The sequence below is a fragment of the Streptomyces sp. NPDC054794 genome (assembly GCF_053611585.1).
On record NZ_JBSHAQ010000008.1, the window covers coordinates 156915 to 171595 of the forward strand.

General features: G+C 71.0%; 11 protein-coding genes. 8 read left to right on the plus strand and 3 right to left on the minus strand.

What is annotated here, in order from left to right; genetic code table 11:
- Positions 1–18 precede the first annotated feature (18 nt).
- The gene (locus ACWGKT_RS11040; protein ID WP_453273325.1) at positions 19–1176 is read right to left on the minus strand and encodes a serine hydrolase domain-containing protein; all 1158 of its coding nucleotides are present in this window, start codon (positions 1174–1176) and stop codon (positions 19–21) included.
- Positions 1173–3782 (minus strand): M14 family zinc carboxypeptidase, encoded by a 2610-nt coding sequence (locus ACWGKT_RS11045; RefSeq protein ID WP_453273326.1) that lies wholly within the window; start codon positions 3780–3782, stop codon positions 1173–1175. Before ACWGKT_RS11045 ends, ACWGKT_RS11040 begins: the two co-directional genes overlap by 4 nt.
- A gap of 201 nt (positions 3783–3983) precedes the next feature.
- Here ACWGKT_RS11045 and ACWGKT_RS11050 point away from each other — a divergent pair, with 201 nt between their 5' ends.
- Positions 3984–4847: a hypothetical protein gene (locus ACWGKT_RS11050; RefSeq protein ID WP_453273327.1), complete on the plus strand. Its 864-nt coding sequence runs from the start codon at positions 3984–3986 to the stop codon at positions 4845–4847.
- An 82-nt stretch (positions 4848–4929) separates the two neighbouring features.
- On the opposite strand, the gene ACWGKT_RS11055 is transcribed toward ACWGKT_RS11050, so the two are convergent.
- On the minus strand, positions 4930–5817 hold the full coding sequence (locus ACWGKT_RS11055) for an SCO2400 family protein (protein WP_453273328.1): 888 nt from the start codon (positions 5815–5817) through the stop codon (positions 4930–4932).
- A gap of 201 nt (positions 5818–6018) precedes the next feature.
- On the opposite strand from ACWGKT_RS11055, the gene ACWGKT_RS11060 reads away from it, so the two are divergent.
- The 7 genes from ACWGKT_RS11060 to ACWGKT_RS11090 all read left to right on the plus strand — a co-directional run bounded on the left by ACWGKT_RS11060 (position 6019) and on the right by ACWGKT_RS11090 (position 14549).
- Positions 6019–7176, plus strand: a complete 1158-nt coding sequence (locus tag ACWGKT_RS11060) for a mandelate racemase/muconate lactonizing enzyme family protein (protein ID WP_356150005.1) — start codon at positions 6019–6021, stop codon at positions 7174–7176.
- The gene (locus ACWGKT_RS11065; protein ID WP_453273329.1) at positions 7173–8177 is read left to right on the plus strand and encodes a zinc-dependent alcohol dehydrogenase; all 1005 of its coding nucleotides are present in this window, start codon (positions 7173–7175) and stop codon (positions 8175–8177) included. The genes ACWGKT_RS11060 and ACWGKT_RS11065 overlap by 4 nt, the downstream gene beginning before the upstream one ends.
- A 113-nt stretch (positions 8178–8290) precedes the next feature.
- Positions 8291–9259, plus strand: coding sequence for a hypothetical protein (locus ACWGKT_RS11070; RefSeq protein ID WP_453273330.1), 969 nt, complete (start codon positions 8291–8293; stop codon positions 9257–9259).
- Positions 9260–9351: 92 nt separating this feature from the next.
- Entirely contained in the window at positions 9352–10458 is a 1107-nt protein-coding gene (gene chvE / locus ACWGKT_RS11075) for a multiple monosaccharide ABC transporter substrate-binding protein (protein ID WP_453273331.1), read from the plus strand.
- Positions 10459–10490: 32 nt separating this feature from the next.
- Entirely contained in the window at positions 10491–12041 is a 1551-nt protein-coding gene (mmsA, locus tag ACWGKT_RS11080; RefSeq protein ID WP_453273332.1) for a multiple monosaccharide ABC transporter ATP-binding protein, read from the plus strand.
- Positions 12038–13282 (plus strand): multiple monosaccharide ABC transporter permease, encoded by a 1245-nt coding sequence (gene mmsB / locus ACWGKT_RS11085; RefSeq protein WP_453273333.1) that lies wholly within the window; start codon positions 12038–12040, stop codon positions 13280–13282. Before mmsA ends, mmsB begins: the two co-directional genes overlap by 4 nt.
- Before the next feature lie 115 nt (positions 13283–13397).
- Positions 13398–14549 (plus strand): aldose epimerase family protein, encoded by a 1152-nt coding sequence (locus tag ACWGKT_RS11090; protein WP_453273334.1) that lies wholly within the window; start codon positions 13398–13400, stop codon positions 14547–14549.
- The last annotated feature ends 132 nt before the right edge of the window (positions 14550–14681 follow it).

Consider the following 14681-nt stretch of genomic DNA (forward strand, 5'->3'; position numbering starts at 1 on the left):
GGGTGCGGCCTCTCGTCGTCAGTGGGCCAGTGCCGCCCGGTGCACCGCCCCGGCCAGCCGGTCGTTCTCCGCGGCCGCCCCTCCCGGGAACGCGAAGCGACGCCGCGTGTAGCCGTAGGCGACGCCGCTGCGCGGGTCGGCGAAGGCCTGCGAACCCGCCGCGCCGCTGTGGCCGATCGCGCCGGCGCCCAGGAAGGGGTGCCAGGTGTCGGCGGTGGCCTGGAAGCCCAGGCCGTACGACTTGTGGGCGCGGGCCACCAGGTCGTACCCCACGGAGTGGTACTGGCCGAACTCCGCCACCGTGTCCTCCTTCAGCAGCGGTGCCTTGCCGTCGATCTCGCTGAGCAGCGCCGCGTACATCCCGGCCAGACCGCGCGCCGAGGCGACCCCGCCCACCGAGGCCGGGCCCTTGGCGCGGATCAGCGGCTCGTTGAGCAGGGACTCCAGATCGGTGGGTTCGGCCGCGTGCTCGTTGAACGCGATCGCGGCGAGCGTGTGCGGGCCGGACGGGACGGTGTCGAGCAGCGCGCGCTGCTGGGCCGTCGGGAGCATCGGCAGGGTGCTGCGGAAACGGGGCTCGTGCGCGGATGGCAGGCCCAGGAAGAAGTCGAGGTCGTAGGGAACGCGGACCCGCTCCTGGTACAGCTCCTGCAGGGTGCGGCCCGTCGCGCGCCGTACGACCTCGCCGGTGAGCGCGCCGATGACCAGGGCGTGGTAGCCGAAGGCCGTGCCGGGGCGCCAGAACGGCCGCTGGTCGGCGAGGCGTTCGGCCATCGCCCGGTCGTCGGCCAGCTCCGCCGGGGTGAATCCGGAGTCGGTGCCGACCAGACCCGCCCGGTGCGCGATCAGCTCACGCAGGGTCAGCGCCCCCTTGCCCTCGGCGGCGAACTCCGGCCAGTAGTAGGTGACCTTGCGGTCCAGCTCCAGCGTGCCGTCCTGCACGAGCATCGCCACCACCAGGTGGGCGGCTCCCTTGGTCGACGAGTACACGCCGTAGAGGCAGTCGCCGTCGACGCCGTCCCCGGCCCACAGGTCGACGACCCGTCGCCCGTGGACGTACGCGCACAACTGGCCCTCGTAGTCGACGCGTTCGGTGGCGACGAACGCGGTGAACTCCTCGCGCACCGGCTCATAGCCCTCGGCGACCGTGCCGTGGACGGTGATCTCCTGCGTCATCCGCTCTCCTCAACCGAGCCGCTGCTCGCTGCTCCCATTGTGAACAACGCCCTTCCGACCTGGGCGAGTTCCCCCTTCGGGTGGTCCCGGAAGAGGGGTTCGGTGCCGAACAGCACCGCACGCGGGCCGCTCACCACCGAGGCCTGTCCCGCCGCCGCGCCCGGCCCGCCGAAGCCGTCGGCCCCCGGCCGCCAGTGGCCGGCGAGAAGCGGGTTCCCGGTCGCGTACGACTGCTCGACCCGGACCCCCGGCCCGAGATCGGTGAACCAGACGGGTGCGTAGACGAAGGAGTGGTCCGGGGCGCCGGCGGTGACCGGACCCGAATTCACCACGCGCACCACCCCGTTGGCGTCCGGACTGCCTTCGGCCGCCTTCGCGGCCAGCCCTGCCGCCGAGCCGAGCGCCGCCCCGACCGCACCCCGGCCGACGAGGCCGTGCCCGGCGAGGAAGGCGTCCAGGACCCGGCGGGCCGGCGCGTCCAGGTCGTCGCGGTCCAGCCCGGCCGACACGAACAGCACGTCCGCCCGCGACCAGTCGAAGCCCGCGTCCAGGATCTCGGTGGACACGGGTACGACGTCGAAGTTCATCTCCCGCAGAGCGAACAGCTCGCCGGGGGTGACGGCGGCCGCCACGCGCGGGCGGCGCAGGGCCGCGGTGGCGGGCCCGAGGGTGGTGGCGTCGAAGGAGACGTCGTACGTCCGGGCCGCGTCGGCCGCCGCCGCGCGCGCCGAGGCCGGGACCACCGCGCTGCCGTCGCCCGCGAGACGTACGGACACGTGCCAGGCGAGCAGCGCGTTCAGCGCCGCCAGCTCCCGTGGGTCGTCCAGCCGCAGCCGCAGATCGCCGCTCGGGGCGACGTGTCCGACGGCGGCGGCCTCGTGGACGGCGCCGACCGGGAGCCCGGACAGCCGGCCGTCCGGTACGGCCTCGACGGTGGCGCCCCACAGCCGGCCCAGGCTCCAGCCCGAGATGTCGTACATCACCGACACCTTGTCGCTGATGTCCCGGCCGTCGGCGAGCAGCGCGTTCGCCAGACCGCGCTTGGGCTGGTGCAGGTCGACGAGGTAGGAGCCGCTCGGGTACGTCCGTCCGCCGAGCCGGAGGTCCCCGGTGGCGCGGCCGACGCGGACGTCGTTGGCGAGGAGGTGGTCGACGAGCCGTGCGGCGGCGGTGGCGGAACGCTGGGAGCGGCCCGCCGGGACGACGTACGCCCGCGGGAACGTCGTCGTGCAGACGTCCTCGGGCCCGATGCCGGGCACGCCAGGCACCGTCTTCGGCGACACCGGCACCTGCGCGGCGCCCGCCGTCCCGCGCTGGAAGACCTCGATCTGGTCGGCGATGAGCGAGGTCCGGTGGGAGCGGGCGAAGTCGAGCGTGGCGCGCATGGCGGCCCCGGCGACGGCCACGTCGATCGCGGCCCTGCGCTTCAGTTCGGTCACCGGCAGGGTGTCGTAGGCCGCGTTGTTGACGGCCAGGGGGATCTCGACGGTGTGCGCGGCGACCGCGCCGTGGAAGGCCGCGTACTGCGGGGTGAAGACCGGGGGCCAGTCGTCCCAGCCCTCCCGCTGGTCGCGGAAGGGGATCTGGACCGGTGCGACGCCGTCCTTCGCCGGGGTGTAACGAAGGCCGTTGACGGCGGCCTCCATGCCGAGGGCGTTGGCGTAGGTGTTCTTCAGGAACAGGTCGTACTCGTAGTTCTCGCCGTGCGGCGGGGTGGCCGGCTCGATGAGGGTGCCGTTGACGTAGCCGTGCAGGTCCAGCATGACGGCCGGCTGCTTGTCGATCTCGATCTGCCGCATCGTCCGCACCTCGGGCTGGGAGGCGGTGACGAAGTCCCGGTTCAGGTCGAAGCCGGCCGCGTTGGCGCGGGTGCCCGCGATCCGGCCGTCCGGGTTGGCGGTGAGGTCGAAGTACAGGCGGCTGTGCGCGAGGAGGTCCGCGGTGCTCGCGTCGTTCGCGGTCGCGAGCCGCTCGATGAGCTTCAGGGCGGCGTCGGTGCCCTCCCGCTCGTCGCCGTGGATGTTGCTGTTGAAGAAGACCGGGGTCTTGTAGGACGCCTTGATCGCGGGGTCCTCGCCGGCCGCCGCGGGCGCGTTCTCGATGCGGTCGCGCATCTGCTCCTGGGCGCGGGTCTCGGCGGCGGTCTCCGGGGCGGTCACGGTGACGAGGTAGAGCCGGTGCCCGCCGGCCGAGCGGCCCGCGACCTCCACGCTCACCCGGTCACCGAGGCGCTGGAGGGCGTTCAACTGGGGGGCGATGGCGTGGTACGGGACGAGGCCGAGCTTGAGGGAGCGGTCGGCGGGGTTCTCCGGGTCGGGGGTGAGGACCTGTCGGCGCGGGTAGCCGCGGCCGGCGTCGGCGAGGTCGGGGAGCTGTGCGGTGAGGGCCGTGCGGGCCGCTGCCGCCGGGGCGTCGGCCGCCCGGTGCTCTGTGGCGGAACCCTCCCGGAGGGCGGGGGCGACGCCGGAACCGGCTCCGGCTCCGGCGGCTCGGGCGGGGTCCGCACCGGTGGTTCGGGCGGGGGCCGCCGCGGTGACGAGCGCCAGGACGGCAAGGGTCGTGACCAGAACGGATCTCGGGGGAACGGCTCCTGCGGTGGGGCGCACGCGTACCTCCTCTGACGATTCCTGAGAGCGGTACGGCGAGACGTACCTGTTCGACTCAACAGCAACAGGCGAGCGTGGGTGTCACCGTTGCCCCGGATGGCCGATGCGAGAGGGGTCGGACGGGGCATGCTGTGGGCGGGTCCGCGCGGTGGGTTCGAGTCAGGCCGTCGGGCAGAGGCCGAGGAGAGGGCGGGAGGGCCCATGGCGACGATTCCTTCGCTCCCCAGCAGGGACGAGGTGCTGCGCATGGCACGCAGCACCACCGACATCACCGGTCAACTCCTGGACACGGCCGGGAACATCACCAAAATCGCGATCAACACCCTGGATCCGCGCGACGGTTCGGGCACCGAGCTGCTGCGGGTGCTGCGCGAGACGACGGCGGAGCTGGCCGAGGCGAGCGCGTCACCGCAGGCGCAGGAGGCGTTCTACCGGATCGTGGACACGCTGACCCGGCTGGGCACGAGCGGGATGCCGCTGGCGGCGCACCCGGTCAGCGAACCGGCCCAGGCCCTGCTGGCCGCCCTCGGCGACAGCCTGCTGCCGGTGCTGGACGCGGTGGAGCCCGCCGTGGAGGAGTTCGCGGCCGTGCTCGGGGAGCTGGCCGAGGCGATGTCCCCGCTGCTGCCCACCCTGGCCGGGATGGCGGCGGGCGCGTTTCTGGCCCTCACCCCCGCGATCCGGGCGGCGGCCGAGGTCCTGCGCGACTCCTCCCCCGAACTGCGCCGCATCGCGGACGCCGTCACGGCGGCCGTGGCTCCCCTCCTGCCCGTCCAGGTGGCGCTGGCGGAGCGGGCGGCCGCGGTGGGCGCCGGTCTCGTCCGCGCCGCGCTCCCGCCGCTGGCCGATGTGACGGAGGCGGTCGCCGCGGCGACCAGGGCGGCCCGGCCCGTGCTGATCGCCGGCGAGGAGCTCCTGGTGACGGGCCTGGAGCAACTCCAGCCGCTGCTCCTGACGGCAGCCGCCCGTACCGGACGCGTGGCGCGGGCCACGGCGATACGGGTGTCGGCGGCGGTGAGCCCGGCGGCGGAGCCGGGGGTGACGGTGGCGGTCACGCCGGTCTAGGCCCGGTCGACCACCCTCGCGGTCACACCGGCCCCGTCCCCGTCGGCCGCCCTCGCGGTCGCGCCGTCGCGGCGGGGAACGCTCAGGTGCACCACCACAGGAACTGCTTGCACGTCCTCGACGGGGAAGGAACCGGTGCCGGGCCGGACGGCGTCGGGTTCGCGCTCGGGGTGGACGCCGGCCGGGAGGTGGCCGGTGACGTGGGGGCCGTGGTCGGCCCGCCCGTGCCCGCGACGGCCGACTGCTCCGACGCGTCGGTGCTCTTGTCGTCGGGGGACTTCGACGCCTTGTCCTTCGCGGACTCGGAGGCGGACGGGGAGGCCGAGGCGTCCGGCGAGGCGGATCCGGCCTTCGTACCCGCGGACCCGTCGTCCAGGGGCTTCGCCGACTCCCCCGAGTCCGAGGAACTCGCGCCACCGTCCGTGGAGTCGTTGCCGGCCGCGGCCGGCCGCTGGCTGGAGAACGGGGCGTCCATGCCGAGTTCGGCGAGGCTGAGGCCACCGGCCGCCAGGACGAAACCCGCGGTTATCAACAGGGCCCGGCGGCGTCGGCGGCGGTGGGCCGCGGCCTTGCGGTCGCGACGGCTGCCCTCGGCACCTGCCGGGCCCTCCTCGTCCCCGCCCCGCCCACGCCCACGGCCCCGGCCGCGCGTCTGTTCCCGGCGCCGGGCCGCACGCCCCGACGGCTCGGCCTCGTCGCCGCGCGCGTGGTGTTCGTCGGCGTCGGCGTCGGCGTCCTCGTCGTCGTGGCCCTCGCCGGAGTCGGCGTGCTCGCCACCGTCGTCCCCGCCGTCGCGGTCGTCCCCGTCGTCGTAACTGTCGTAGGGGTTCTGGTTCTTGTACGGGTACGGATCGTACGGGCGCGCGCCCGGTTCCTCCGGGTACGCGCGGAGCTGTTCGACGGGAGTGCCGCACCCCGGGCAGGCGAGAGCGCCGTTGAGGTGCCTACGGCACGGGAGGCAGTAGTCCATGACGCGGGAAGACTAAGTTCCCGGAGGGTCACGTTCCTAGGCGCCCCTGTGAAGGTTCTGTGGGAGACCGAAAGAGTTCTCGACATCCTTGCCGAAACCGATATCCGTTCGCCCCATTGACACCCCCGCCGTCCCATCCTTACTGTCACGCCAACATTTCGAACGTGTGACGAAATATCGAACATCTGAGGGGCAACTGCCGTGCGCATCACCGGAATCAGCACACACGTGGTCGGGACGCCGTGGCGCAACCTGACCTACGTCCAGGTGCACACCGACGAAGGGATCACGGGAGTCGGCGAGACCCGGATGCTCGGCCACACCGACGCGCTGATCGGCTACCTGCGGGAGGCCGAGGCCAACCACATTCTCGGATCGGACCCGTTCGCCGTCGAGGATCTCGTGCGCCGCATGAAGTACGGCGACTACGGACGGGCCGGCGAGATCGTCATGTCCGGCATCGCGGTCGTCGAGACGGCCTGCTGGGACATCAAGGGCAAGGCGCTCGGCGTTCCGGTCTGGCAGCTGCTCGGCGGCAAGGTCACCGACCGGGTCAAGGCGTACGCCAACGGGTGGTACACCACCGAGCGAACCCCGGAGGCGTACCACAAGGCCGCACAAGAGGTCGTCGCCCGCGGATACCGGGCCCTCAAGATCGACCCGTTCGGCACCGGGCACTTCGAGCTCGACCACGAGCAGAGCCTCTACTCCGTCTCCCTCATCGAGGCGGTGCGCGACGCGATCGGCCCGGACACCGAGCTGATGCTGGAGATGCACGGCCGCTTCTCCCCCGCCACCGCCGTCCGGCTGGCCCACGAGCTGGCCCCCTTCAAGCCCGCGTGGCTGGAGGAGCCGGTGCCGCCGGAGAACCTCAAGGCGCTGGAGAAGGTCGCGGCGAAGGTGGACCTGCCGGTGGCCACCGGCGAGCGGATCCACGACCGGATCGAGTTCCGCGAGCTCTTCGAGAGCCAGGCCGCCGACATCGTCCAGCCGGACGTCGGCCACATCGGCGGCATCTGGGAGACCCGGAAGCTGGCCGCGACCGCAGAGACGCACTACGTCCTCGTCGCCCCGCACAACGTGGGCGGTTCGGTGCTCACCGCCGCCTCCCTCCAGGTCGGGTTCACCACCCCGAACTTCAAGATCCTGGAGCACTTCAACGACTTCGCCGACGCGGACATCAAGAAGGTCGTCAAGGGCGCGCCGGAGGTGGTCGACGGCTACTTCCACCTGTCCGACGCGCCGGGTCTCGGCGTCGAGTTCGACGCCGACGCGGCCGCCGAGTTCCCGCAGCAGCAGGCCCGGTTCGACCTGTGGGCCGACGGCTGGGAGCAGCGCAGGCCGAAGGGCGCGCAGTGAGCACCGCGGTCGTCGTCGAGGCGCCGGGCGAGCACCGCGTCGTCCCGCACGAGCCGCGCGAACCCGGTCCGGGCGAGGCGCTGATCGCCGTGCACGCCGTGGGCATCTGCGGCAGTGACCGGGAGCTGTACCAGGGCAACCGGCCCGCGGGGTACGTCCGTTACCCGCTGACGCCCGGCCACGAGTGGTCCGGGACGGTGCGAAAGGTGGGCGCCGGGGTGCCGGACTCCCTGGTCGGCCGCAAGGTCGTCGGCGAGGGCTTCCGCAACTGCCAGGTGTGCGACCGCTGCCACGCGGGCGAGACCACCCTGTGCACCGCGGGCTACGAGGAGACCGGCTTCACCCAGCCGGGCGCCATGGCCACGACGTTGACGCTGCCCGCCCGGCTGCTGCACGTCCTGCCCGACGCGGCCGACCTCACCTCCGCCGCCCTCCTGGAGCCGGCCGCCTGTGTCGCGGCCGCCGCGCTCAAGGCGGACGCCCGGCCGGGCGAGCGGGTCGCGGTGGTCGGCACCGGGACGCTCGGGATGTTCGCCGTGCAGTTCCTGCGGGCGATCTCCCCGGTCGAGCTCCTGGTGGTCGGCACCCGCGACGACCGGGAGGCCCTCTCCCGCCGGTTCGGCGCCACCGACTTCCGTACGAAGGACCGGCCGCTGCCCGACGACTTCGACGTCGTCGTCGAGACCGCCGGGTCCGCGTCCGCCGCGCGCACCGCCGCCTCGCTGCTCAGGCGCGGCGGACGCCTGGTCCTGACGGGCATCCCGGCGCCGGGCGCCGCGGGTCTCGACCCGACCGACCTGGTCGTACGGCAGCTGGCGGTGCACACCGTCTTCGGGGCGCCGCCGGACGCCTGGGCGCACACGGTACGGGTCTTCGGCGCCGGCCTGCTCGAACCGCTGCCCCTGGTCACGCACCGACTGCCGCTGACCCAGTTCTCCCGGGCCATCGAGCTCGTGGGGTCCGGCGACCCGAAGGTCGGCAAGGTGCTGCTCCGGCCCTAGCTGTACGCCGGTCGCGGCGTTACCTGACCGCGCCGTGACCGGCGTACCCCCGGCCCCTTTTTCTGCCCCGAGACCCGAACCTCGTACGAAATATCGAACACGAAGGACAGCTCGTGACCGACGCTTCCGCCACGGCAGCCCGCAGGCCCGGTGAGCAGGCACTCACCGCCCTGGGCCTGGGCGCGCCCGCCCTCGACCCCGCCGACGCCTCCGCCCACGGCTTCCCGGGCGGCGGTCGCTGGCGCACCGAGATCCCCTCGTGCGAGGGTCCCGAGGCGCTGGCGGCCGTCCTCAAGGAGTCCTCCCGGCTCGACGTGCCGATCCACCGGATCAGCCAGGGCAGCGGCGTGTGGATGCTGACCGACGCCGAGATCACCGAGATGGTCGAGGCAACCGACGAACGCGGCATCGAGCTCTGCCTGTTCACCGGCCCGCGCGGCACCTGGGACATCGGCGGCTCGGTGCGCACCGACTCGCGGGGGGCCGGCCTGCGCGCCCGCGGCCACGACGCGGTCGCCGGCTGCGTCGAAGACGCCGTCCGGGCCACCGAGTTGGGCGTCAAGTGCCTGCTGGTCGCCGACGAGGGCGTGCTGTGGACCCTGCACCGGGCACGGCAGACCGGGATCGTCCCGGCCGACACCACGCTCAAGGTCTCGGCGCTGATCGGGCCGGTCAACCCGGCCGCGTACGCGGTGTACGAGCGGCTCGGCGCCGACTCGATCAACGTGCCCAGCGATCTGACGCTCGATCACCTCACCGAGATCCGCCGGGTGTCCGGCGCCCCCATGGACATGTACATCGAGGCCCCCGACGACCTCGGCGGATACATCCGGATGTACGAGATCGCCGAGCTCATCCGGCGCGGCGCACCGCTCTATCTCAAGTTCGGTCTGTCCAGGGCTCCCGGCATCTACCCGTGGGGCACCCATCTGCGGGACGTGACCCTGGACACCGCCCGGGAGCGGGTGCGGCGCGGCCGCCTCGCCCTGGACCTGCTCGCCCGGCACGGCGCGGACGGCGACATGGCGCCGCTCGGCTCCCGGCTGCCCGGCCCGCTCCACCGCTTTCCCACCGGCGCCTGAAGCGCCCGGGACTTCCCACGTCGCGAAGACCGTCCCGCAAACCCCCGAGAAAACCGTCGCGAAGACCGCCGAGAAGACCAAGGACTGATCACATGCGCAACCGCAGAGCCGTACTCGCCGCCGTGGCCTCAGCCGCCTCCCTCGCCCTCACCCTGTCCGCCTGCGGCCAGAACAGCGAGGGCGGCAGCAAGGACAAGGGCGGCGACACCAAGGGCGCCACCATCGGCATCGCGATGCCGACCAAGTCCTCCGAGCGCTGGATCGCCGACGGCAAGAACGTCGTCAAGGACCTGGAGGCCAAGGGCTACAAGACCAAGCTGGTCTACGGCGAGGACGACCCGGACCAGCAGGTCTCGCAGATCGAGAACCTGATCACCCAGGGCGTCAAGGGCCTGATCGTCGCGGCGATCGACAACAAGTCCCTGAACAACGTGCTCCAGGAGGCCGCGGACGCGAAGATCCCGGTCATCGCCTACGACCGGCTGATCCTCGGCACCGGGAACGTCGACTACTACGCCTCCTTCGACAACACCAAGGTCGGCGAGCTCCAGGCCAGTTACATCGTCGACAGGCTCGGCCTGAAGAACGGCAAGGGCCCCTTCAACATCGAGCTGTTCGCCGGCTCCAACGACGACAACAACACCAAGTACTTCTTCAACGGCGCGATGAGCGTCCTCAAGCCGTACATCGACAGCAAGAAGCTGGTCGTCCGCTCCGGCCAGACCGAGCTCACCAAGGTCACCACCCTGCGCTGGGACGGCGCCACCGCGCAGAAGCGCATGGACGACATCCTGACCTCCTCCTACAAGAGCCGGCGGGTCGACGCGGTCCTCTCCCCGTACGACGGCATCTCCATCGGCATCCTGTCCTCGCTCAAGTCCGACGGCTACGGCTCCAAGAGCAAGCCGCTGCCGGTCGTCACCGGCCAGGACGCCGAACTCGCCTCGGTGAAGTCGATCATCGCCGGTGAGCAGACGCAGACCGTCTACAAGGACACCCGCAAGCTCGCCGACGTCGCCTCGACGATGGTCGACGACGTTCTCCACGGCAAGAAGCCCGAGGTCAACGACACCAAGACCTACGACAACGGCAGCAAGGTCGTCCCCTCCTACCTGCTCCAGCCGGTCAGCGTCGACCGGACCAACTACGAGGACGTGCTGGTCAAGGGCGGCTACTACACCGCCGCCGAGCTCAAGTAACCCCCGCGACCCACGGATTGGAAGGCACGACCATGGCGGGACCCGTCCTGGAAATGCGCTCGATCGTCAAGACCTTTCCCGGTGTCAAGGCGCTGTCGGACGTCTCACTGACCGTCCGTCAGGGCGAGGTCCACGCCATCTGCGGCGAGAACGGGGCCGGAAAGTCCACCCTGATGAAGGTGCTCTCCGGCGTCCATCCGCACGGCAGCTACGAGGGCGAGATCCTCTTCGAGGGGGAGATCTGCCGCTTCAAGGACATCCGGGCGAGCGAGCACCACGGCATCGTCATCATCCACCAGGAGCTGGCGCTGGTGCCGTACCTGTCCCTCGCGGAGAACATCTTCCTCGGCAACGAGCACGCCAGGCGCGGGCTCATCAACTGGAACGACACCCTCAGGCACGCCACCGAACTGCTGCGCCGGGTCGGGCTCGACGAGCACCCGCAGACCCGGGTCGCCGACGTCGGCGTCGGCAAGCAGCAGCTCGTGGAGATCGCCAAGGCGCTGTCGAAGTCGGTGAAGCTGCTCATCCTCGACGAGCCGACGGCGGCCCTGAACGACGAGGACAGCGGCAAACTCCTCGATCTCATCCTGGAGTTGAAGAACCAGGGCATCACCTCGATCATCATCTCCCACAAGCTGGGCGAGATCCGCCGGGTCGCCGACTCGGTGACGATCATCCGCGACGGGAAGTCCATCGAGACCCTCGACGTGAAGGCGAAGGAGACCAGCGAGGAGCGGATCATCGCCGGCATGGTGGGCCGCGACCTGGACCACCGCTTCCCCGAACGCACCCCGCACGAGGGCCAGGAGGGCGCCGCCCCGGCGCTGGAGATCCGCAACTGGACCGTGCACCACCCGATCGACCAGCAGCGCAAGGTCGTCGACGACGTGTCGATCCAGGTGCGCCGCGGCGAGATCGTCGGCATCGCCGGCCTGATGGGCGCCGGCCGCACCGAGCTCGCGATGAGCGTCTTCGGGCGGACGTACGGCCGGTACGCGGGCGGCACGGTCCTCAAGGACGGCAAGGAGATCCGTACCAGGACCGTCCCGGAGGCGGTCGGCCACGGCATCGCCTATGTCACCGAGGACCGCAAGCACTACGGCCTCAACCTCATCGACACCATCAACCGCAACATCTCGCTGACCGCGCTCGGCAAGGTCGCCAGGCGGGGGATCGTCGACGAGCACGAGGAGCGCCAGGTCTCCGAGGGCTACCGCACGTCCATGAACATCAAGGCGCCGACCGTCTTCGAGCAGGTGGGCAAGCTGTCCGGCGGCAACCAGCAGAAGGTCGTCCTCAGCAAGTGGATCTTCGCAGGTCCGGACGTACTGATCCTGGACGAGCCCACGCGCGGCATCGACGTGGGCGCCAAGTACGAGATCTACACGGTCATCGACCGGCTGGCCGCCCAGGGCAAGGCGGTCGTCTTCATCTCCTCCGAGCTGCCGGAGCTGCTCGGCATGTGCGACCGCATCTACACGATGGCCGCGGGACGGCTGACCGGTGAGGTGCCGCGGGCCGAGGCCACGCAGGAAGTGCTGATGCGCCAGATGACGAAGGACAAAGAGGTAACGCGATGAGCACGGACGTCACCGCCAGGACCCCGGCCCCGGCGCCGCCGGGCAGGAGCGGATCGGCCGCGGGCGAGGGCCTGCTCGGGCTGATGCTGAGCGGCCTGCGCCGCAACATGCGCCAGTACGGCATGCTGATCGCCCTCGGCCTGATCGTCGTGCTCTTCGCGATCTGGACCGAGGGGGACCTGCTGCTGCCGCGCAACGTCTCCAACCTGGTGCTGCAGAACAGCTACATCCTGATCCTCGCGATCGGCATGATGCTGGTGATCATCGCGGGCCACATCGACCTGTCGGTCGGCTCGCTGACCGCGTTCGTGGGCGCCTTCGCGGCCGTGCTGACCGTGCAGCACGGGCTGGCCTGGCCGATCGCGCTGGTGCTGTGTCTGCTGGTCGGCGCGGTCGCGGGCTCGATCCAGGGCTTCCTGATCGCGTATCTCGGCATACCGTCGTTCATCGTGACCCTCGCCGGCATGCTGCTCTTTCGCGGACTCACCGAGATCCTGCTCGAGGGGCAGACGCTCGGCCCCTTCCCCGACGGCCTGCAGAAGATGGGCAACGGCTTCCTGCCCGCGGTCGGCCCCAGCACCAACTACCACAACCTCACGCTGCTCCTCGGCCTCGTGCTGATCGCGGCCGTGGTGTGGCAGGAGGTCCAAAACCGGCGCCGACAGCAGGAGTTCGCGCTCGACGTGCTGCCCGGCCGTCTCTTCCTGCTCAAGCTGGTCGCCCTGGTCGCCGCGATCCTCACCCTCACGATGCTGCTCGCCAGCTACAAGGGCGCCCCGATCGTGCTGATCATCCTCGGCGTGCTGGTGGTCGGGTACGGCTACGTCATGCGCAACGCCGTCTTCGGCCGCCACATCTACGCGATCGGCGGCAACCTGCCGGCGGCCAAGCTGTCCGGCGTCAAGGACAAGAAGGTCACCTTCTACGTCTTCCTGAACATGGGCGTGCTCGCGGCCCTGGCGGGTCTGGTGGTCGCAGCCCGTCTGAACGCGGCCTCGCCGAAGGCGGGCGTCAACTTCGAACTGGAGGCCATCGCCTCCTCGTTCATCGGTGGCGCGTCGATGAGCGGCGGTGTCGGCACCGTCCTCGGCGCCATCATCGGTGGTCTCGTCCTCGGCGTGCTGAACAACGGCATGAACCTCCTCAGCGTCGGCACCGACTGGCAACAGGTCATCAAGGGCCTCGCCCTCCTGGTGGCGGTCGGCTTCGATGTGTGGAACAAGCGCAAGTCCGGTTCGTAATTCAGATCGGGCCCCGTCGGATCCGGTACGGGGCCCGACCTCCATTGGGCGAGTGAGCCGAAGGGGCACGGGCGCCCCGGAGGCGAACCGAGCCACAAAAAAGGGAGTGCCGTATATGGAACTGAACAGACGTACGGTCATTGCAGGCGCGGCGGCCGCGGGTATCGCCGCCACCACCCTCGGTACGGGCACCGCCGAGGCCTCCGCCGGCAAGTCGCCGGTGAAGTCGATCTTCGGAAAGCTCGCCGACGGCACCAAGGTGTACCGCTGGTCGCTGGAGAACGGCGGCACCCGGCTGAAGGTCCTGAACTGGGGCGGTGTCGTCCAGGGCCTGGAGCTCCCCGACCGGCACGGCCACTACGCCAACGTCTCCCTGGGCTTCGACAACATCGACGACTACGTGGCGAAGACCCCGTACTTCGGCGCCCTGATCGGCCGTTACGGCAACCGTATCGGCAAGGGCCGGTTCTCCTTGGACGGCACGTCGTACCAGCTGTCCGTGAACGACGGCGTGAACAGCCTGCACGGCGGCAAGCAGGGCTTCGACAAGCACATCTGGGACGTCGAGCCGTTCACCGAGGGCTCCGACGTCGGCCTGCACCTGTACTACACGAGCGTCGACGGCGAGATGGGCTACCCGGGCACGCTCCGGACGAAGGTGACGTACACCCTCACCCGGCACGGCGACTGGCGCATCGACTACGCCGCCACCACCGACAAGGCCACCGTCGTCAACCTCACCAGCCACGTCTACTGGAACCTGGCCGGCGAGGGCAGCGGCACGATCGAGAACCACGAGCTCACGATCGCCGCCTCCCGCTACACCCCCACCGACTCGGGCCTGATCCCCACCGGCAAGCTCGCCAGGGTCCACGGCACCCCCTTCGACTTCCGCGAGGCGAAGTCGATCGGCCGGGACATCCGGGCCGCCCACCCCCAGCAGGTGCAGGCCAAGGGCTACGACCACAACTGGGCGCTGGACAAGGGTGTCACCGCCCGGCCCGAGCACGTCGCCACCCTGCGCGACCCGCACTCCGGCCGCACCCTGCGCATCGCCACCGACCAGCCGGGGCTGCAGTTCTACTCCGGCAACTTCCTCGACGGCACCCTCACCGGCACCGGCGGCCGCACCTACCGCCAGGGCGACGCGCTCTGCCTGGAGACACAGCACTTCCCGGACTCGCCGAACAAGCCGGCGTTCCCGTCGACGGTGCTACGGCCGGGGCAGACCTACCGGACGACCACGATCCACACGTTCGGCGCGTGAGCGGCCGTACCCGGAGAGTCGCGAACTCACACTTCTTTCACATGAGTTGAACAGCGCCACACTCGGCCCCGTACTCATGGGCGGCCCGTGCTCCCCCGCACGGGCCACCCTTAGACGACGAGCCCGGTCGTC